The following is a 19499-nucleotide window of genomic DNA, read 5'->3' as shown; positions in this document are numbered from 1 at the left end:
ATCAAACCTTCGACGATATGGAGACGTTTCTCAGCCTTTTCCTTATCAAAGCGTGAACGCGCCAAAATCACTTCGCGACGGTGGGCGATGTAGCTAGACAAGATTGGGACAATACCGACCTGACGAGGGGTGAAATTGTCAATCGCCACCATGTTAAAGTTGTAGTTGATTTGCAGGTCAGTATATTTAAAGAGATAGTTGAGAACAAGCTCCGTATTGGCATCTTTTTTGAGCTCAATAGCAATTCGAAGACCATCACGGTCAGACTCATCCCGAACCTCAGCAATACCAGCCACCTTGTTATTGACACGTACATCATCGATTTTCTTGACCAGATTGGCCTTGTTGATTTCATAAGGAATCTCAGTAATAACGATTTGTTCCTTACCACCTTTTAGCTTTTCAATCTCAGTCTTGGAACGAACAACCACGCGCCCTTTCCCAGTTTCATAGGCCTTCTTGATTTCATCACGACCCTGAATGATTCCTCCAGTCGGAAAATCTGGTCCAGGCAAGAATTCCATGAGTTTATCAACCTTGGCAGTTGGGTGGTCAATCATGTAAACCGCCGCATCGATGACCTCAGCCAAATTATGGGGAGGAATGTCTGTGGCATAACCAGCCGAAATCCCAGTCGAACCATTGACCAAGAGATTTGGAAAGGCTGCTGGCAAGACTGTCGGCTCTTTCTCGGTATCGTCAAAGTTCCAAGCAAAAGGAACAGTCTTTTTATCAATATCCTGAAGAAGATAGCCTGCAATCTCAGACAAACGCGCCTCTGTATAACGCATAGCTGCAGGCGGATCTCCGTCCATAGAACCGTTATTACCGTGCATTTCGACTAGAATCTCACGATTTTTCCAGTCCTGTGACATACGAACCATGGCATCATAGATAGAACTATCACCATGTGGGTGGAAATTCCCCATGATATTACCGACAGACTTGGCCGACTTGCGGTAGCTCTTGTCAAAGGTATTGCCATCCTTATTCATAGAATAAAGAATACGACGTTGCACCGGCTTCAAGCCATCACGAATATCTGGCAAAGCCCGGTCTTGAATAATATACTTGGAGTAGCGACCAAAGCGCTCTCCCATAATGTCCTCCAGGGACATGTTTTGAATGTTAGACATAATAATTCTCTTTTTAGTGTTTTATTGTAAAGTAAATCTATATTTTATAAATTTAACTGTTTCTTTGTAGGTAGTGAGAAAAGAAGAGCAATCCTACTAATCCTAGAATGAATAAAAGATTAATTTTAATAACAAATAAGCTAAGTAGGGTATTAATTAGACCGTGAAAAATGGCGCAAAAAAGGACCGACTTTGTCTTTTTGAAAACAGCTGCTAGAAGAATACTGAGATAAATTGCAAATAGACTGAATAATATAAAAGGCATCCCACTTTGGGAACTTCCAATCACAAACCATAAAGGTACATGCCATATTGCCCAAATACAACCTGTTATCAAACCGGAAATCCAAAAGGAGAATCTAGTTTCTAAAGTTGGTTGCAAGATGCCTCGCCATCCCAATTCTTCTTCGCCACCATAAACACAGACTGCACTCAAAAAAACAACTAACAAATTTCCTAGTGGAAAAGCCGTATTAAGCTCCTTAGAGGAGAAAGCAATGACACCTGTCTGCACGAAAATTAGTAAAAGAAATAACAAAATATATTTCTTTGAGTCCCCTAAGATAAAAGAGACTATGCTTTTAATGGATTTTTGAGGCAAACAAGAAATGGCTGCAATGGTTGGACCGAAACCTCCTAGTAAATGGAGAAAAACTCCTAGTGGACTTGTTAGACTTAAGAGGCTCATTTGCGTCAGAAAAGCGAGCAATCCCCAACCAAATCCCCAAGAAATGAGAAAACTAATCAGTAAAAATTTTGTTATCTTATTATTTTGTAAATGTTTCATTAGTTTCGAGTCTCTCCTTAGCATACTCAATCATCTTCTCAGCTACTTTCATATCATAGTCAAATCCCATCTTTTGAGCAAGGGACTGAGCCTCTCTGTGTAAAAGTTGCATCGTAGCAAAAAGAGACTGAGTGATTTTATCTATGCTTGAAAAATCAAGCAGATTTGAGAATTCCATTTCTTTCTCAGCAGGTAAATAGTTAAAGAGGTACTTGTAGTTCTTGCCGACGTCGACTCTTCCCCTATCACTTGCGACCTGCCAAGCTAAGACTTTTAACAACTCTTGCTGACAAATACCATAGAGATGGTCAGTCGCGTAGATGACTTGCTTACGACAGATTCCTTTGACCACGTAGGCTGACACCCACCAAAATTCATTGCAGACTTTTTCAAAATCCTTTTCAGTAGCTGAATTTGTCCAGTAACGCTCTATATTTGGTGAATAGGGTTCAAATAAATGCTCTGGATCTTCTAAAACAGTAAATCCAGCCTCACTGTCTACCCACTCTTGAATGTAGTCTTTGGGGCAGAGGGTTAAATCAATCCTATTGCCATCTTCAAAGAGCATGAGGTATAGACGACGTTGACCAAGACCAACTTCTTGCTCGATAATGCGTTTGCCAAACTGGTCCAACCAAGATAAATCTGTAATCAGCTCGTCCAGATTCTCTACAACATAGACTACGTCATAATCTTGAAATTCATCTTTTGAGGCTTTTGTATCAGTCCGTGAACCAGACATGGCGACAGTCGCGACTTGTAAGGTTTCAGCAGTCTTTAAGATTACATCGAGCATTTCTGTTTCAGTTCTCATGTTTATACCCATTCATTAAAAACTAACTTAAAAAACTGTCGCTTCTTCCAGCGTAAACTTGACATTGTCTTCAATCCACTTACGTCGTGGTTCTACCTTGTCTCCCATGAGGACATTGACTCGACGTTCTGCGCGTGCTAGATCTTCAATCGTGACACGAATGAGAGTTCGAGTTTCTGGATTCATGGTTGTCTCCCAGAGCTGGTCCGCATTCATCTCACCAAGTCCCTTGTAGCGTTGGAGGGTTGCACCTTTACCAAACTGCTTGCGGAGTTCTTCTAGCTCTCCGTCCGTCCAAGCGTAAGCTACTTCTTCTTTCTTGCCTTTGCCTTTGGACATCTTGTACAGAGGCGGGAGGGCGATATAAACATGTCCTGCCTCAACTAGCGGACGCATGTAGCGATAAAAGAAAGTCAAAAGAAGTGTTTGGATGTGGGCACCGTCGGTATCCGCATCAGTCATGATAATGATTTTGTCATAGTTAGCATCCTCAATAGAAAAGTCTGCTCCGACACCCGCACCGATGGTATAAATCATGGTGTTAATTTCTTCATTTTTGAGGATATCCGCCATTTTGGCCTTGGCTGTATTGATAACCTTACCACGAAGAGGTAGAATAGCCTGGAACTTGCGGTCACGGCCTTGTTTGGCAGAACCTCCGGCAGAATCTCCCTCGACTAGATAGAGTTCATTCTTAGCTGGATTCTTAGACTGGGCAGGTGTTAATTTACCTGACAACAAACCCTTGTCTTTTTTATTTTTCTTACCATTTCGGCTCTCATCACGCGCCTTACGTGCTGCTTCACGAGCATCACGGGCCTTAATAGCCTTGCGGATGAGGTTAGAAGCCAATTCACCATTTTCCATAAGGAAAAAGGTCAACTTATCCGCCACAATTCCATCCACAACGGGACGAGCCAGAGGGCTTCCTAGTTTATCCTTGGTCTGTCCTTCAAACTGGAGGTGTTCTTCAGGAACCAAGATAGAAAGAACGGCCGCTAGTCCCTCACGATAGTCTGACCCTTCAAGGTTTTTATCTTTTTCCTTGAGAAGCCCCGTCTTACGCGCATAGTCATTCATGACCTTGGTAATGGCAGACTTGAGTCCTGTCTCGTGCGTTCCACCGTCCTTGGTACGAACGTTATTGACAAAGGATAGAATGTTATCTGAAAATCCATCATTGTACTGGAGGGCCACTTCCACTTGGAACCCATTGTCTTCCCCTTCAAAGTAAAGAACCGGCGTCAAGGTCTCCTTGTCTTCGTTCAGATAAGAAACAAAGTCCTGCACCCCATTTTCATAGTGGAACTCAATCGCTTCATCTGTTCGCTTGTCCGTTAAAGACAAGGTCACATTTTTCAAGAGAAAGGCTGACTCATTGAGGCGTTCTGAAATGGTATTGTACTTGAAGTCTATCGTAGAAAAGATCGTCACATCAGGCATAAACGTAACCTTGGTACCTGTCTTAGACTTAGGCGCTGTACCGATTTTCTTCAAAGTCGTGACAGGTTTGCCACCATTTTCAAAACGTTGCTTGTAAACTGCACCATCACGGGTGATTTCAACCTCCAGCCAACTAGATAGGGCATTAACAACGGAAGAACCCACCCCGTGGAGACCACCAGATGTCTTGTAGCCACCCTGACCGAATTTCCCTCCGGCGTGAAGAATGGTAAAGATTACTTCAACCGTTGGAATCCCCATCGCGTGCATTCCAGTCGGCATCCCACGTCCGTGGTCTTGAACCGTTAAACTGCCGTCTTTATTAATGGTCACATCAATACGGTCACCAAATCCAGACAAGGCTTCATCGACAGCATTATCGACGATTTCCCAGACGAGGTGGTGGAGACCAGCACCATCGGTCGATCCAATATACATCCCTGGACGTTTTCGGACCGCATCCAACCCTTCTAGCACCTGAATGGCATCATCATTATAATTGTTAATATTGATTTCCTTTTTTGACACAAGGAACCTCCTATTCGTTCATCTTTACTATTCTACAGGTTTTCCAAGGATTTTGCAAAATTTTTCTTTCTCCGGTGTGACAATTTCAGAAGAGATTCTCTGCATTTCTTCTCCATTTCATGATATAATAGGAGTATGATTACAATAGTTTTATTAATCCTAGCCTATCTGCTGGGTTCGATTCCGTCTGGTCTCTGGATTGGACAAGTATTCTTTCAAATCAATCTGCGCGAGCATGGTTCTGGTAACACTGGAACGACCAATACCTTCCGCATTTTAGGCAAGAAAGCTGGTATGGCAACCTTTGTGATTGACTTTTTCAAAGGAACCCTAGCAACACTGCTTCCGATTATGTTTCATCTTCAAGGAGTTTCGCCTCTCATCTTTGGACTTTTGGCTGTCATTGGACATACCTTCCCTATCTTTGCAGGATTTAAGGGAGGCAAGGCTGTCGCAACCAGTGCTGGAGTGGTTTTCGGATTTGCACCTGTCTTCTATCTCTACCTTGCAGTTGTTTTCTTTGGAACCCTCTATCTTGGTAGTATGATTTCACTATCTAGTGTCACAGCATCTATCGCGGCTGTCATTGGAGTTCTACTCTTTCCACTTTTTGGTTTTATCCTGACCAATTATGACCCTCTATTCATCGCTATTATCCTAGCACTGGCTAGTTTGATTATCATTCGTCATAAGGATAATGTAGATCGTATCAAAAACAAGACTGAAAATTTAGTCCCTTGGGGATTGAACCTAACCCATCAACATCCTAAAAAATAAAACGTCAGTACAGTATGTACTGACGTTTTTTTGTATGCTTATTTTGATTTGATATAGTTGATACCATCTGCTTTTGGTGCGACTGCTTTTCCAAAGAAGGCTGCTAAGACTAGAATTGTCAAAACATAAGGTGCGATTTGAAGATAAACCGCAGGCACTCCTTGTAGGAATGGCAATTGAGAACCGATAACAGCCAAACTTTGTGAAAGTCCAAAGAAGAGACTAGATAGCATGGCTCCGATTGGATTCCATTTTCCGAAGATCATCGCAGCAAGGGCGATAAATCCAGGTCCAACAATAGTTGTCACTGAGAAGTTGACTGAGATGGATTGAGCATAAATTGCTCCTCCAATTCCACCTAGGAAACCTGAAATAATAACCCCTAAATATCTCATTTTGTAGACATTGATTCCCAAGGTATCAGCTGCTTGAGGGTGTTCACCGACAGAGCGGAGACGAAGACCAAAACGGGTCTTGAAGAGGATAAACCAAGCAAGGAATGAGAAGGCAATGGCCAGATAACCAAGTAAACTAGTTGACTTGAAGAAGATATCACCGATAACTGGGATATTTGCCAAGACTGGGAAATCAAAGCGTCCAAAAGTCTGACTTAGGTTGTCGGTTTGTCCTTTATTATAAAGCACTTTCACCAAGAAAACAGCCAAGGCAGGCGCCATCAAGTTCAATACCGTACCGCTGACAACATGGTCTGCACGGAAATGAACCGTCGCTGCTGCGTGGATGATAGAGAAGAGGCCCCCAACCAATCCTGCTACAAGCAAGGATAGCCATGGAGTTGCTGCTCCAAATTGTTCTGCAAATTCAAGGTTAAAGACAACTCCAGAAAAGGCACCCATAACCATAATTCCTTCAAGGCCGACGTTGACCACACCACCACGTTCAGAGAAAACACCACCGATACTTGTAAAGATGAGGGGTGCTGAGTAAATCAGCATAGAAGACACCAAGAGGGTGAGCAAGGTTGTAATAGACATCTTTACTTACCTCCTTTAACTTGTTTTTTCGGTTTGACAAAGCGTTCGATAAGGTAATGAACACTGACAAAGAAGATAATAGACGCCGTTACAATGCTGACAAGCTCAGACGGTACCTGCGCTGCATTCATACCAGGGGCTCCAACTTGGAGAACACCAAACAGGAAGGCTGCAAAGAGAATACCAATTGGTGAGTTTGCTGCAAGTAGACTAACTGCCATCCCGTTAAATCCGACAGCTAATGACGCCCCTTGAACATAGACATTCTGGAAGGTTCCAAGCCCTTCAACAGCACCACCAAGACCTGCCAAGGCACCTGAAATAATCATAGATAGGATAATAGTCCGTTTGGCAGAAATACCAGCATATTCTGAAGCATGTGAATTAAGACCAACCGCACGGATTTCAAAACCAAGAGTCGTTTTCTTGAGCATGAACCAAATAACTGCAACGGCAATGATGGCAAAGAAAATACCAATATTCATCCGCGAATTACCAGTCAACTCAGCTAACCAAGGTGTCTGGTAGGTTGCATTAGCCCCAACACGAATGGTCGAATCTGTACTTTGCATAAAGTCTTTAGGAAAGGCATGAATCAAGGCATTTCCTACATACAAAACAATGTAGTTCATCATGATAGTTACGATAACCTCTGACGTCCCTAGATAGGCTCTCAGAATACCTGGAATCGCGCCAACAATTCCACCAGCAATCAAGGCAATCACGATGGTTGCTAGAATCATCAAGGGACGTGGCATATCTGGATGAGACAGGGCAAACCAACCACTGAGAATCCAACCTGCCAAAGCCTGACCAGGAAGTCCGACGTTAAAGAAACCAGCGCGACTGGCAACGGCAAAACCAAGACCAATCAAGACCAGAGGCCCCATAGCACGGAAGATTTCCCCAATCCCACGCAGACTGCCAAAGGCTGTATAGAACAATTCTTCATAGCCCCAAATAGCATCATAACCAAAGATCCACATGACAATGGCTCCAAGTAAAATTCCTAGGAAGACAGAAATCAAGGGAACCGAAATTTGTTGTAATTTTTTAGACATCACTCTTCTCCTTTCCCAAGTTTCCACCAGCCATCAAGACACCAAGTTCTTGTTTATTGGTTGTTTCTGGTGATACAATACCTTGAATCTTACCATCGTGTATAACGGCAATACGGTCTGAGACGTTTAAAATCTCATCCAATTCAAAGCTGACAACAAGAACAGCCTTACCATTATCACGTTCTTCAATCAAGCGCTTGTGGATATATTCAATGGCACCGACATCCAACCCACGAGTTGGTTGGCTGACGATAAGGAGATCAGGATCTCGATCAATTTCACGAGCAATAATTGCTTTTTGTTGATTTCCTCCTGAAAGTGCAGCTGCAGGAACAAATTCACTTGCAGCACGAACATCAAACTCTTCCATTAGCTTTTTAGCATAAGAAGTAATATTTGAATAGTTCAAAATTCCATTTTTACTATGTGGTTCTTTGTAGTAGGTTTGAAGGGCAATATTTTCAGAAATCATCATTTCCAAAATCAAGCCATCACGGTGACGGTCTTCTGGAACGTGCCCAACACTCAACTCTGTAATCTGACGTGGGTGCAATCCTACAATTGAATCTCCTTTTAGCTCAATGCTACCAGATTCAACCTTGCGAAGACCTGTAATTGCTTGAATCAGTTCAGACTGACCATTTCCATCAATCCCTGCAATACCAACAATCTCTCGAGCACGAACATCCAAGAACAGATTTTTTACAGCTGGGACACCGCGGTTTTCATTGACCACCAAGTCTTTAATAGACAAGACCACTTCTTTTGGTTGAGAAGCTTGCTTCTCTGTTTTAAAGGAAACAGAACGACCTACCATCATTTCTGCCAAATCAGCATTGGTAGCTCCTGCAATTTCGACGGTTTCAATTGATTTCCCACGACGGATAACTGTAACTCGGTCAGAAACTGCACGAATCTCATCCAACTTGTGGGTAATCAAGATAATTGATTTTCCTTCTTTGACAAGATTTTTCAAAATAGCCATCAACTCATCAATTTCTGATGGAGTCAAGACAGCCGTTGGTTCATCAAAGATAAGGATATCAGCTCCCCGATAAAGGGTTTTTAAAATTTCTACACGTTGTTGGGCTCCAACTGAGATGTCTGCTACCTTGGCAGAAGGGTCAACAGCTAAGCCATAACGTTCAGAAAGAGCCTTGATTTCTTTGCTAGCTCCAGCAATATCTAGCACACCATTTTTAGTCAATTCACTACCTAAAATGATGTTTTCAGCCACTGTGAAGGCTTCTACCAACATAAAGTGCTGGTGAACCATTCCGATTCCCAAGCTAGCTGCTTTAGATGGTGAATCGAGATTGACAACTTGACCGTTGACCACAATTTCACCACTGGTTGGTTCAAGAAGCCCTGCTAACATGTTCATGAGCGTGGACTTTCCAGCCCCATTTTCTCCTAAAAGTGCATGGATTTCACCTTTTCGTAAGTGCAGGTTGATTTTGTCGTTGGCAACAAATTCACCAAACACCTTGGTAATATCACGCATCTCAATGACATTTTCGTGTGCCATGTGCTCTTCCTTTCAGAGTCTTATTTTATTTCAATAAAACTTGCTAATTTCTCTAGTAGCAAGCTTTACTGAGACAAAATGACTTTGTCTCAACTCTTAAAAAGCGGCCGATGGCCGCTTCCTAAGAAATAACTTCCATCCATTATTTTGCAGGAACTTTTACGCTTCCATCAAGGATTTTAGCTTTTGCATCTTCAACGGCTTTTTTACCTTCTTCAGAAAGGTTAGTTGTTACCAAGTCAACCCCTTTATCTTTCAATGAGTAAACGATCACTTGACCGCCAGGGAATTCACCTTTTTCTGCCTTGTTAGAAATATCTTTTACAGTTGTACCAACTTGTTTCAAAGTAGATGCAAGAACGAAGTTTGATTCTTTGCCATCTTTAGAAGTGTACTTACCTTCTGCTACTTGGTCACGGTCAACACCGATAACCCAAACTTTTTCATTTTCAGGACGGCTTTCGTTGAGTGATTTTGCTTCTGCAAAGACACCAGCACCTGTACCACCAGCTACTTGGTAAACAATATCTGCACCGGCTGCGTATTGTGCAGCTGCAATTGTTTTACCTTTAGCAGCATCACCAAATGAACCAGCGTAGTCAACTTGGACTTTGATAGATGGGTCTACTGACGCAACACCAGCCTTGAATCCTGCTTCAAAACGAGAGATAACTTCTGACTCCTGCCCACCTACAAAACCAACTTGTTTTGTCTTAGTTGTTTTTGCTGCAGCTACACCTGCAAGGTAACCTGACTCATTATCAGCGAAAGTTACGCTCGCAACATTCTTTTGATCTTTAATCACATCATCAATCAAGACATAGTTCAAATCAGTGTGCTCTGCTGCTGCATCTTTAACTGCATTGTGAAGGGCAAAACCAACACCGAAGATTAGGTTGTAACTTCCAGCCGCTTGTTGCAAGTTGTTAGCGTAGTCAGCTTCACTTGTTGATTGGAAGTAAGTGAAACCGTTATCTTTTGAAAGATTATGTTCTTTACCCCAGTCTTGCAAACCTTCCCAAGCTGATTGGTTGAATGATTTGTCATCAACACCACCAGTATCAGTGACGATTGCTGCTTTTGTCTTCACATCAGAAGATGAAGCTGCGTTACGAGAAGAGCGGTTACCACATGCAGCAAGTCCAACTGCTGCCACTGCAACTAGACCAAGGCCTAGCCATTGTTTCTTGTTCATTACTGAACCTCCTAAATAAGATGTGCAACGATGTTGCAAGTATGGATTTGTTGGTCACAAGGACCGTGCCACTCAGAGAGCGACTCAGACTAGTTTAAGTCTGTAAAAGAGTATGGAAGTAATTCCCCGACCGTCATCTCGACCGTCGATTTATCTTTTGCGACTAAGGTCACTTTTAGATCTTGTTCAAAAAATTCGACCATTACTTGGCGACAAGCGCCACATGGTGAAATTGGTTTTTCAGTCTGTCCATAGACAATCAATTCTGAAAACTCTCTTTGACCTTCAGAAACTGCTTTAAAAATCGCCGTACGCTCTCCACAGTTGGTCAAAGGATAGCTAGCATTTTCGATATTCACTCCCGTGTAAACATTTCCGTCTTTGGCTACTAAAACTGCTCCGATAGGAAAGTGAGAATAGGGCACATAGGCTTTCTTGCTTGTTTCAATTGCTAGTTCAATCAACTCAGTAGTCGCCATCAGCCAATTCTCCTTTTAAAATGGCTACCCCAGCTGACGTTCCAATACGGGTCGCCCCTGCTTCTACAAATGCAAGAGCATCTGCATAAGAACGAGCTCCACCAGCAGCCTTGACACCCATTTCTGGTCCAACTGTTTCACGCATTAATCTAACATCTGCTACCGTCGCACCACCAGTTGAAAAGCCAGTAGATGTTTTGACAAAGTCAGCTCCCGCTTTCTGGGCTAATTGACAAGCCACAATTTTTTCTTGGTCTGTCAATAAGCAAGCTTCAATGATGACTTTAACCAACTTATCACCACTTGCTTCTACAACAGAACGAATGTCCGATTCAACCAAATCAAGATTACCTGTTTTGAGAGCTCCAACATTGATCACCATATCAATCTCATCTGCACCATTTTGGATAGCTTCTTTTGTTTCAAATGCTTTCACAGCTGAAGTTGTTGCTCCCAAGGGGAAACCTACTACTGTGCAGACCTTGACATCTGTGCCTTCAAGCCCTTTTTTAGCATGTTCAACCCAGGTCGGATTAACGCAAACACTGGCAAAATCATACTCTCTAGCTTCAGACAACAAACAATCAATTTGATTTTCTATCGCATCTTGTTTCAAAAGTGTATGATCGATATATTTATTTAATTTCATATTCGGATTCTCCTGCAGTTTATGAGATTATCTCTATGATTTCTCGTAAACTTTGCACGCTATCATTTATTTTAACATATTTTTGAAAATCTGTAACTAGCTGAGGAGAAATTTTTCCATTTGTATATACTTTTGCAACAATTTCTCCCTTTTGAACGGAATCTCCAACTTTCTTTTCAAAAACAATTCCTGTTTCATAGTCCAAGACATCAGACTTGACTGCACGGCCTGCCCCCAGTCTCATAGCATAAAGCCCAAATTCCATAGCTGGAAGAGCTGAAATGACACCCGTTTCCTGGGCAGGGATTTCCACCACATGGGCTACATTTACAGGACGATAGAGGTCTTCCAAGTCTCCACCTTGGGCTTGGACCATTTCCTCAAACTTAGCCAGTGCCTTAACATTCTCAAGATGTTGACGAACTTCTTCAACTGTTTTATTTACATTTGCCAGACCAAGCATAATTTGAGCCAATTCACAGATGAAGTGGGTAATATCCTGACGGCCTTGTCCTTGTAAAATCTCCAATGCTTCAAGGATCTCCAGACGATTTCCAATAGCTCGTCCCAAGGGCTGACTCATATCCGTAATGACTGCTACCGTTTTTCTACCAACTGCCTTACCAAGTTCCACCATGGTTTGAGCCAATTCACGCGCCTCATCAACCGTCTTCATGAAGGCACCCTCACCGACAGTCACGTCTAGCAAAATAGCATCCGCACCTGCCGCAATTTTCTTGCTCATCACCGAACTCGCAATCAAAGGAATCGTGTCAACAGTTGCGGTCACATCACGAAGGGCATAGAGAAGCTTATCTGCTTTGACCAGCTGGTCTGATTGCCCAATGACAGATACACCAATATCCTGAACTTGACGAATAAAATCCTCTTGACTACGTTCCACTTGATAGCCCTTAATGGACTCCAATTTATCAATTGTTCCACCCGTATGGCCGAGACCACGACCACTCATTTTCGCGACTGGAACTCCAAAACTCGCTACTAAAGGAGCTAAAATCAATGTCACCTTATCACCAACACCACCCGTAGAATGCTTGTCAACCTTAACTCCATCAATAGCTGATAAATCAAACTCTTGACCTGTCTGAACCATTTTCATTGTCAAATCAGATATTTCTCGAGTCGTCATTCCTTTGAAATAAACAGCCATAGCAAAGGCAGACATCTGATAATCAGGGACAGTTCCTGACACATATCCTTCTACCAGCCATTCAATTTCACTCGAAGTCAGTTCTTGACCGTCTCGTTTTTTTTGGATTAAATCAACTGCTCTCATTCGTTCACACTTCTAAGGATATAGTATCCCTTATCTTTTTTGACAATTTCGCAATTGCCAAACTCTTCCTCCATCTTGGACTTGGCACTTGGGGCCCCTTGTTTTTTCTGGATAACGATTGTTAAATCTCCACCAGTTTCCAAGAAATCTTTACTTTTCTCAATGATTTCATGAACCACTTGCTTGCCCGCACGGATAGGAGGATTGGAAATGACATGGTCAAATTTCCCTTCAACTTGTTCATAGATGTTAGACTGGAAAATCGTCGCTTCTACTTTATTTCGTTCAGCATTTTGTCGCGCCAAATCCAAGGCACGATTATTGATATCGACCATGGTAGCCTGAACGCCATAAGCCTTAGCTAAGGACAAGCCCAAAGGTCCGTAACCACAGCCTACATCAAGGACAGTTTCTCCTTGGTTGACCTCTAGACACTTGAGCAAGAGTTGACTGCCAAAGTCAATCATTTTCTTGCTAAAAACACCCGCATCTGTCAAAAAGGTCATTTTTTCTCCCAACAAGTCCACTCTCAACTCATGAATGTCGTGAGCAGCGTCAGGATTTTCTGCATAATACATTTTACTCATGAAACTATTTTACCATAATTTAACGAAATATTAAATCGTTTCCAAGTAATTTGACAATACGATCTAGTTTGTCATTATTTTTCTAATCGAAAGAAACTTTTTCTATCAGATACTAGATGTTTTTAATCCCAAAATATGCTATACTAAGATATCGAATCAGAAAGACAAACTTATGACCAACGAATTTTTACATTTTGAAAAAATCAGCCGCCAGACTTGGCAATCGTTACATCGAAAGACAACACCTCCTTTGACAGAAGAGGAATTAGAGTCCATCAAGAGTTTTAATGACCAGATTAGTTTACAGGATGTTACCGATGTCTATCTACCCCTAGCCCATCTCATCCAAATTTACAAACGTACCAAGGATGATTTGGCCTTTTCAAAAGGGATTTTCCTTCAACGTGAAAGCAAAGCCCAGCCTTTTATCATTGGGGTTTCTGGAAGTGTTGCCGTTGGAAAATCCACAACCAGTCGCCTACTTCAAATCCTACTGTCCCGTACGCTTACAGATGCTAGGGTTGAGTTGGTAACGACTGACGGCTTTCTCTATCCCAACCAGACCTTGATTGAACAAGGGATTCTAAATCGTAAGGGATTTCCTGAAAGCTATGATATGGAAGCCCTTCTCAACTTCTTGGACCGCATCAAAAATGGACAAGATGTAGATATTCCTGTCTATTCTCATGAAGTCTACGACATCGTCCCTGAGGAAAAGCAAAGCGTCAAAGCTGCTGATTTTGTCATTGTTGAGGGAATAAATGTCTTTCAAAATCCACAAAACGAGCGTCTCTACATTACTGACTTCTTTGACTTTTCCATCTATGTTGATGCTGCAGTAGATGACATCGAGAGTTGGTATCTAGACCGTTTCTTGAAAATGCTGAGCCTGGCCCAAAACGACCCTGATAGCTACTATTATCGTTTTACACAAATGCCGATTGGGGAAGTGGAATCTTTTGCCCATCAGGTCTGGACCAGTATCAATCTCACAAATCTACAAAATTATATTGAACCAACTAGAAATCGTGCAGAAGTGATTCTTCATAAAACAAAGAACCATGAAATCGATGAAATTTACTTAAAAAAATAATTTTCCCTTGTCAAAACGTAAGTTTTCAGATATAATGGTATAGTTAGTAAATATGGAGGTAAGAATATTGGCAAACATTAAATCAGCTATCAAACGCGCTGAATTGAACGTTAAACAAAACGAAAAGAACTCAGCTCAAAAATCAGCTATGCGTACTGCTATCAAAGCTTTCGAAGCAAACCCATCTGAAGAACTTTTCCGTGCTGCTAGTTCAGCTATCGATAAAGCAGAAACTAAAGGTTTGATTCACAAAAACAAAGCAAGCCGCGACAAAGCTCGTCTTTCAGCTAAACTTGCTAAATAAGAAACAGTCCATAGAGGCTGTTTTTTTGTCTCCAAATACGAAAAGGTAGAAAATGAAAATCACAATTATCGGATATTCTGGTGCTGGTAAGTCAACTCTAGCAGAAAAGTTGTCTCACTGCTACTCCATCCCAAAACTTCACATGGACACACTCCAATTTCAACCCGGTTGGCAAGACAGTGACCGTGAATGGATGTTGACCGAGATGAAAATCTTTCTCACCAAGCATGAAGCTTGGGTCATCGATGGTAATTATTCTTGGTGTTTCTATGAGGAAAGAATGCAGGAAGCTGATCAAATCATCTTTCTCAATTTTTCCCCATTGACCTGTCTCTTTCGAGCCTTTAAACGTTATCTCACATACCGAGGCAAGGTTAGAGAAAGTATGGCAGCCGGTTGTCAAGAACAATTTAATTGGGAGTTTGTCAGATGGATTCTCTGGGATGGACGGAGCAAAACTGCTAAAGAACGCTACAAGTGGGTTCAAGAAACCTATCCAGATAAAGTTGTTATCCTTAGGTCTCAAAAGGAGATAGATTACTTTATAAAGACTCACGAAAACAAGAAGAAAAACCAACATGGATAATGTTAGTACTATTTGGAAGACAAATCCCCTTTTTGGGGCTATTTTTCCAAAATATTTTCTTCATTATTTACCAATCTATCCTATCTAAAACTCTGAATTCGATAAAAATAAAAAGGGATATTCACTGTCCCTTTTATCAATTTTTAAATTTTGAATATACAATAATCACAATCGCTAGACCTCAAATCCTATTTACTCATTTGGAACAAGTATAAGGGAAGACGGATATTATATTTAGCTTTCATAAATAATAGGTAATGGAATGAGTGTTATAACCTTAATCTGAAAAAATAAATGTTTCAGCTACTAAAAATGTGCAAGAAAAGCTTGATTTCATAAACTTTATCAGCTTCGTTGCTATAACCTCGTCCCCAGCCATACCTAGCCCCAAGTAATTTCCAATTGATAGTTGGCAAAGGGATGTCCCTCTTGATTTTGTAGCTGATAGTCTAAATGAATCTTTTGCCCATTAACTTCATAACGGCTCGTTTGGATGATAAACTCCTGCATACCCATAGGTGTCGGAATATAGGCCAAACTATCACTATCCTTTAGAAAGCGCATAATGGTCTTGGGATTGGAAAATCGGCTCATCACCAACTCTTGACCATGAAATTTAATAACCACTTTTTCCTTTTCCTCATTATAGAAAAGCAGGTAGCTATAATCTCCTTTTTCATGCACTTCTACATCATAGAGTTGGTCAATCACTTCCAACTGCTCATCAAACTGAATCGTATTTCGCATTCGAATCTTCACATCAAGTCCTCTTTCTTGTCTCTTGTCCTACTATTTTACCAAAAACTCTAGCTTTTTGCTATAATGGTCATATGAACGAAAAAGTATTCCGTGACCCAGTTCACAACTACATCCATGTCGATAATCAAATCATCTACGACTTGATTAATACAAAAGAATTTCAGCGTTTGCGTCGTATCAAACAACTGGGAACTTCCAGTTATACCTTCCACGGTGGAGAACATAGTCGCTTCTCTCACTGTCTAGGAGTCTATGAAATTGCACGACGTATCACGGAGATTTTTGAAGAAAAATATCCTGAAGAATGGAATCCTGCCGAGTCTCTCTTGACCATGACCGCTGCTCTCCTACATGACCTTGGACATGGTGCCTACTCCCATACTTTTGAAAATCTCTTTGATACAGACCATGAAGCCATTACTCAGGAGATTATTCAGAGTCCTGAGACAGAGATTCACCAAGTCCTGCTGCAAGTGGCACCTGATTTCCCAGAAAAGGTTGCCAGTGTCATCGACCATACCTATCCTAACAAGCAGGTCGTGCAACTCATTTCTAGTCAGATTGATGCGGACCGCATGGACTATCTCTTGCGCGACTCCTATTTTACAGGAGCTTCTTATGGGGAATTTGACCTGACTCGGATCTTGCGTGTCATTCGTCCTGTCGAAAATGGTATAGCATTTCAGCGCAATGGCATGCACGCCATCGAAGACTACGTCCTCAGTCGTTACCAGATGTATATGCAGGTTTATTTCCACCCAGCAACACGTGCCATGGAAGTTCTCCTACAGAATCTCCTCAAACGCGCTAAGGAACTCTATCCGGAGGAAAAAGACTTCTTTGCACGAACTTCTCCTCATTTGCTACCTTTTTTTGAAAAGAAAGTTACCCTATCTGACTATCTAGCTCTGGATGATGGCGTGATGAATACCTACTTCCAACTCTGGATGACCAGTCCTGACAAGATACTAGCTGATTTATCGCAACGTTTTGTCAACCGCAAGGTCTTTAAATCCATTACTTTTTCAGAAAAAGACCAAGACCAACTCGCAACCATGAGACAACTGGTTGAAGAAATCGGTTTTGATCCAGACTACTACACTGCTATTCATAAGAACTTTGACCTCCCTTATGATATCTATCGTCCCGAATCCGAAAATCCACGGACACAGATTGAGATTTTACAAAAAAATGGTCAACTGGCTGAACTCTCTAGCCTATCTCCTATCGTCCAATCCCTTGCTGGTAGTCGCCACGGAGACAATCGCTTCTATTTCCCGAAAGAAATGTTAGACCAAAACAGTATCTTCGCAAGCATTACCCAGCAATTTTTACACTTGATTGAGAACGATCATTTTACCCCAAATAAGAACGAATAGAGGAAATATATGAGTATTAAACTAATCGCCGTCGATATCGACGGAACCCTAGTCAATAGCCAAAAGGAGATTACTCCTGAAGTCTTTTCTGCCATCCAAGATGCAAAAGAAGCTGGTGTCAAAGTCGTCATTGCAACTGGCCGCCCTATTGCAGGTGTTGCCAAACTTCTCGACGACTTGCAGTTGAGAGACGAGGGTGACTATGTTGTGACTTTCAATGGTGCCCTTGTCCAAGAAACTGCTACAGGACATGAGATTATAAGCGAATCCTTGACTTATGAGGATTATCTGGATATGGAATTCCTCAGTCGTAAGCTCGGTGTCCACATGCATGCCATTACCAAGGATGGTATCTATACTGCCAATCGTAATATCGGAAAATATACAGTGCACGAATCAACCCTCGTCAGCATGCCCATCTTCTACCGCACTCCTGAAGAAATGGCTGGCAAGGAAATCGTCAAATGTATGTTCATTGATGAACCAGAAATCCTCGATGCTGCCATTGAAAAAATTCCAGCCGAATTTTACGAGCGCTACTCTATTAACAAATCAGCTCCTTTCTACCTCGAACTCCTTAAAAAGAATGTAGATAAGGGTTCAGCTATTACTCACTTAGCTGAAAAACTAGGATTGACCAAAGATGAAACCATGGCTATCGGTGACGAAGAAAATGACCGTGCCATGCTGGAAGTCGTTGGCAACCCTGTAGTCATGGAAAACGGAAAGCCAGAAATCAAAAAAATCGCCAAATACATCACCAAAACAAATGACGAATCTGGCGTTGCCCATGCTATCCGTACATGGGTACTGTAAAAAGGTAAGAATAGACGAAAACCGCTCGGCTGAGCGGTTTTTAGTATGAACATGTCATAATAAGAGTAAATTAATAAATTGAATGGCTGTTGCACAGTCACTAAAATCTTGAGAGTACAAAAACAAAATGAACAGCTGTTATATCAAATGGAGACTTTATAACTCGGGCAATTCTACCTTCAAACTCATATCCGAATTATGCAATGTCTTCTGAACCGCTGCAAGAAAGGCTAGTCCATTATCAGATGGAGAATATTGGAAGGTAATATGGATGACTTTTTTGTCAAACTTATCGCCATATCGCTCCACATATTGCTTGCTTTCGAGGAAGTAGATATAGTTATTGAGTTTTTCTTGAAGTTTCAAGAGATGCTCCTCTTCTAATGACTCAATCCATTTGTTTTCATCAATCAACAACAACTCTAGATGGTCATCAGAGACACCCATCGCATCGATACTTGTAACATCTAGTTCAATTTTCTCATCTGTTTTAATGAAACCTACTACCTTCGGTGGATTGTAGTATTTTTCCTTGAATTCCTTGAGAATCTTCTCTACCTTTTCTTCATCACACTGTCTGTATAATGGACTACGGTCTAATACATTACAGAGTCTTTCATAGGTATAAGTACGCTTCTGTTCATCTGATAATTTTGAAATGCTTTCTATAATATTTCTTACCAATTCATCTGTTTCAATAACAAAGGGAAGGCTTGTATATCTTCTTAAACGACTGCCTTGCATAGAAATATAATCAGTTACCTTATCTAATTTGACTAGGTCAACCGATAAGCTAAAATCTTTCAAGATATCAAAGGTTCTGCGCGCTATATCCCTATCACCTTCCACATACAAAGGATATAAGCAATATTCCATTAATACTCCAATATCTGTACTATCCACGTAATAAGAATCTCGTTGTCGAAAACGATATTTAGCTTCGGTCCCTAGAAAAACTTCAGCTTCTTTCCCTTCTTTCATTATTTCACGATAGTCTTTTACAAAATTTTGATAATCTTTAGGCTCTGGTATTTCAAATTTTTTCATTTATTTACTCCATTGATTTATTCTGAAAATTCCTTCAACTTGCTCAATTTCAGTAGTGCCTGGTTTATAGACACGTGGATTTTTGATTTCATAGTATCCTTGACGTTCAATCGCAGATAGAAAGTCATCATAGGAATGCCCCTTCATATCAATTGACGGCATAAGTAGTTCGCTATTTAGAAATGCTAAATAATCTTTTTATAAATATGGTCTCATTATACCACAAAAAGAGAGCGTTT

General features: G+C 41.3%; 21 protein-coding genes. 6 read left to right on the top strand and 15 right to left on the bottom strand.

The features are described 5' to 3' along the window. The 4 genes from PAN06_RS01940 to parE all read right to left on the bottom strand — a co-directional run. The coding region (locus tag PAN06_RS01940) for a DNA gyrase subunit A (protein WP_276593239.1) at positions 1–1136 on the bottom strand (1136 nt) is incomplete at its 3' end. 52 nt (positions 1137–1188) lie between these two features. Then, complete coding sequence (locus PAN06_RS01935) at positions 1189–1923, bottom strand: type II CAAX endopeptidase family protein (protein WP_004261487.1); 735 nt, start codon at positions 1921–1923, stop codon at positions 1189–1191. Beyond that, positions 1904–2737, bottom strand: a complete 834-nt coding sequence (locus PAN06_RS01930) for an aminoglycoside 6-adenylyltransferase (RefSeq protein ID WP_269795441.1) — start codon at positions 2735–2737, stop codon at positions 1904–1906. The genes PAN06_RS01935 and PAN06_RS01930 overlap by 20 nt, the downstream gene beginning before the upstream one ends. Before the next feature lie 27 nt (positions 2738–2764). Next, positions 2765–4708, bottom strand: coding sequence for a DNA topoisomerase IV subunit B (gene parE, locus PAN06_RS01925; protein ID WP_269795440.1), 1944 nt, complete (start codon positions 4706–4708; stop codon positions 2765–2767). Positions 4709–4843: 135 nt separating this feature from the next. Here parE and plsY point away from each other — a divergent pair, with 135 nt between their 5' ends. Next, complete coding sequence (gene plsY, locus PAN06_RS01920) at positions 4844–5485, top strand: glycerol-3-phosphate 1-O-acyltransferase PlsY (protein WP_269795439.1); 642 nt, start codon at positions 4844–4846, stop codon at positions 5483–5485. A gap of 38 nt (positions 5486–5523) precedes the next feature. Here the strand turns inward: plsY and PAN06_RS01915 are convergent, their stop codons facing one another. The 8 genes from PAN06_RS01915 to PAN06_RS01880 form a co-directional block, all read right to left on the bottom strand. Further along, positions 5524–6480: an ABC transporter permease gene (locus PAN06_RS01915; RefSeq protein WP_000029124.1), complete on the bottom strand. Its 957-nt coding sequence runs from the start codon at positions 6478–6480 to the stop codon at positions 5524–5526. 2 nt (positions 6481–6482) lie between these two features. Beyond that, positions 6483–7541 (bottom strand): ABC transporter permease, encoded by a 1059-nt coding sequence (locus tag PAN06_RS01910; RefSeq protein WP_269795438.1) that lies wholly within the window; start codon positions 7539–7541, stop codon positions 6483–6485. After that, positions 7534–9069, bottom strand: a complete 1536-nt coding sequence (locus tag PAN06_RS01905) for an ABC transporter ATP-binding protein (protein WP_269795437.1) — start codon at positions 9067–9069, stop codon at positions 7534–7536. The genes PAN06_RS01910 and PAN06_RS01905 overlap by 8 nt, the downstream gene beginning before the upstream one ends. 142 nt (positions 9070–9211) lie before the next feature. Next, on the bottom strand, positions 9212–10264 hold the full coding sequence (locus PAN06_RS01900; protein ID WP_269795436.1) for a BMP family protein: 1053 nt from the start codon (positions 10262–10264) through the stop codon (positions 9212–9214). 89 nt (positions 10265–10353) lie between these two features. Further along, on the bottom strand, positions 10354–10743 hold the full coding sequence (locus PAN06_RS01895) for a cytidine deaminase (protein WP_049486796.1): 390 nt from the start codon (positions 10741–10743) through the stop codon (positions 10354–10356). Then, positions 10730–11392, bottom strand: coding sequence for a deoxyribose-phosphate aldolase (gene deoC, locus PAN06_RS01890; protein WP_269795435.1), 663 nt, complete (start codon positions 11390–11392; stop codon positions 10730–10732). The genes PAN06_RS01895 and deoC overlap by 14 nt, the downstream gene beginning before the upstream one ends. Before the next feature lie 19 nt (positions 11393–11411). Next, complete coding sequence (locus PAN06_RS01885) at positions 11412–12689, bottom strand: pyrimidine-nucleoside phosphorylase (RefSeq protein WP_269795434.1); 1278 nt, start codon at positions 12687–12689, stop codon at positions 11412–11414. Next, the gene (locus PAN06_RS01880; RefSeq protein WP_346732038.1) at positions 12686–13276 is read right to left on the bottom strand and encodes a class I SAM-dependent methyltransferase; all 591 of its coding nucleotides are present in this window, start codon (positions 13274–13276) and stop codon (positions 12686–12688) included. The genes PAN06_RS01885 and PAN06_RS01880 overlap by 4 nt, the downstream gene beginning before the upstream one ends. A gap of 172 nt (positions 13277–13448) precedes the next feature. On the opposite strand from PAN06_RS01880, the gene coaA reads away from it, so the two are divergent. The 3 genes from coaA to PAN06_RS01865 all read left to right on the top strand — a co-directional run bounded on the left by coaA (position 13449) and on the right by PAN06_RS01865 (position 15259). Beyond that, the gene (coaA, locus tag PAN06_RS01875) at positions 13449–14369 is read left to right on the top strand and encodes a type I pantothenate kinase (RefSeq protein WP_125411234.1); all 921 of its coding nucleotides are present in this window, start codon (positions 13449–13451) and stop codon (positions 14367–14369) included. Positions 14370–14436: 67 nt separating this feature from the next. After that, positions 14437–14673: a 30S ribosomal protein S20 gene (rpsT, locus tag PAN06_RS01870; protein ID WP_001274000.1), complete on the top strand. Its 237-nt coding sequence runs from the start codon at positions 14437–14439 to the stop codon at positions 14671–14673. A 52-nt stretch (positions 14674–14725) separates the two neighbouring features. Further along, positions 14726–15259 carry a DNA topology modulation protein gene (locus PAN06_RS01865; RefSeq protein ID WP_269795433.1) on the top strand — a complete coding sequence of 178 codons (534 nt, stop codon included), beginning with the start codon at positions 14726–14728 and terminating at the stop codon, positions 15257–15259. A 381-nt stretch (positions 15260–15640) separates the two neighbouring features. Here PAN06_RS01865 and PAN06_RS01860 read toward each other — a convergent pair whose 3' ends face one another. Beyond that, a complete protein-coding gene (locus PAN06_RS01860) occupies positions 15641–16018 on the bottom strand; it encodes a DUF1934 domain-containing protein (protein WP_083320553.1) in 378 nt (125 codons plus the stop codon). A 71-nt stretch (positions 16019–16089) separates the two neighbouring features. Here PAN06_RS01860 and PAN06_RS01855 point away from each other — a divergent pair, with 71 nt between their 5' ends. Then, positions 16090–17397, top strand: a complete 1308-nt coding sequence (locus PAN06_RS01855) for an HD domain-containing protein (RefSeq protein ID WP_269795432.1) — start codon at positions 16090–16092, stop codon at positions 17395–17397. A gap of 9 nt (positions 17398–17406) precedes the next feature. Beyond that, positions 17407–18213, top strand: a complete 807-nt coding sequence (gene yidA, locus PAN06_RS01850) for a sugar-phosphatase (protein ID WP_269795431.1) — start codon at positions 17407–17409, stop codon at positions 18211–18213. 156 nt (positions 18214–18369) lie between these two features. Here the strand turns inward: yidA and PAN06_RS01845 are convergent, their stop codons facing one another. Continuing rightward, entirely contained in the window at positions 18370–19260 is an 891-nt protein-coding gene (locus tag PAN06_RS01845; protein ID WP_269795430.1) for an NAD glycohydrolase inhibitor, read from the bottom strand. Further along, positions 19261–19422 (bottom strand): hypothetical protein, encoded by a 162-nt coding sequence (locus PAN06_RS01840; RefSeq protein ID WP_269795429.1) that lies wholly within the window; start codon positions 19420–19422, stop codon positions 19261–19263. Between the last annotated feature and the right edge of the window lie 77 nt (positions 19423–19499).

The sequence above is a fragment of the Streptococcus sp. SM3 genome (genome assembly GCF_027497875.1).
The sequence above is the reverse complement of the archived record's forward strand: the minus strand, read 5'-3'. Positions and strand labels throughout refer to the sequence as shown.

Excerpts from the sequence above, each read along its gene's own strand:
- PAN06_RS01935 (WP_004261487.1), bottom strand. The coding sequence starts at position 1,923 with ATGAAACATTTACAAAATAATAAGATAACAAAATTTTTACTGATTAGT.
- PAN06_RS01930 (WP_269795441.1), bottom strand. The coding sequence starts at position 2,737 with ATGAGAACTGAAACAGAAATGCTCGATGTAATCTTAAAGACTGCTGAA.
- plsY (WP_269795439.1), top strand. The coding sequence starts at position 4,844 with ATGATTACAATAGTTTTATTAATCCTAGCCTATCTGCTGGGTTCGATT.
- PAN06_RS01915 (WP_000029124.1), bottom strand. The coding sequence starts at position 6,480 with ATGTCTATTACAACCTTGCTCACCCTCTTGGTGTCTTCTATGCTGATT.
- PAN06_RS01910 (WP_269795438.1), bottom strand. The coding sequence starts at position 7,541 with ATGTCTAAAAAATTACAACAAATTTCGGTTCCCTTGATTTCTGTCTTC.
- PAN06_RS01905 (WP_269795437.1), bottom strand. The coding sequence starts at position 9,069 with ATGGCACACGAAAATGTCATTGAGATGCGTGATATTACCAAGGTGTTT.
- PAN06_RS01900 (WP_269795436.1), bottom strand. The coding sequence starts at position 10,264 with ATGAACAAGAAACAATGGCTAGGCCTTGGTCTAGTTGCAGTGGCAGCA.
- PAN06_RS01895 (WP_049486796.1), bottom strand. The coding sequence starts at position 10,743 with ATGGCGACTACTGAGTTGATTGAACTAGCAATTGAAACAAGCAAGAAA.
- deoC (WP_269795435.1), bottom strand. The coding sequence starts at position 11,392 with ATGAAATTAAATAAATATATCGATCATACACTTTTGAAACAAGATGCG.
- PAN06_RS01885 (WP_269795434.1), bottom strand. The coding sequence starts at position 12,689 with ATGAGAGCAGTTGATTTAATCCAAAAAAAACGAGACGGTCAAGAACTG.
- PAN06_RS01880 (WP_346732038.1), bottom strand. The coding sequence starts at position 13,276 with ATGAGTAAAATGTATTATGCAGAAAATCCTGACGCTGCTCACGACATT.
- coaA (WP_125411234.1), top strand. The coding sequence starts at position 13,449 with ATGACCAACGAATTTTTACATTTTGAAAAAATCAGCCGCCAGACTTGG.
- PAN06_RS01865 (WP_269795433.1), top strand. The coding sequence starts at position 14,726 with ATGAAAATCACAATTATCGGATATTCTGGTGCTGGTAAGTCAACTCTA.
- PAN06_RS01855 (WP_269795432.1), top strand. The coding sequence starts at position 16,090 with ATGAACGAAAAAGTATTCCGTGACCCAGTTCACAACTACATCCATGTC.
- yidA (WP_269795431.1), top strand. The coding sequence starts at position 17,407 with ATGAGTATTAAACTAATCGCCGTCGATATCGACGGAACCCTAGTCAAT.
- PAN06_RS01845 (WP_269795430.1), bottom strand. The coding sequence starts at position 19,260 with ATGAAAAAATTTGAAATACCAGAGCCTAAAGATTATCAAAATTTTGTA.
- PAN06_RS01840 (WP_269795429.1), bottom strand. The coding sequence starts at position 19,422 with ATGCCGTCAATTGATATGAAGGGGCATTCCTATGATGACTTTCTATCT.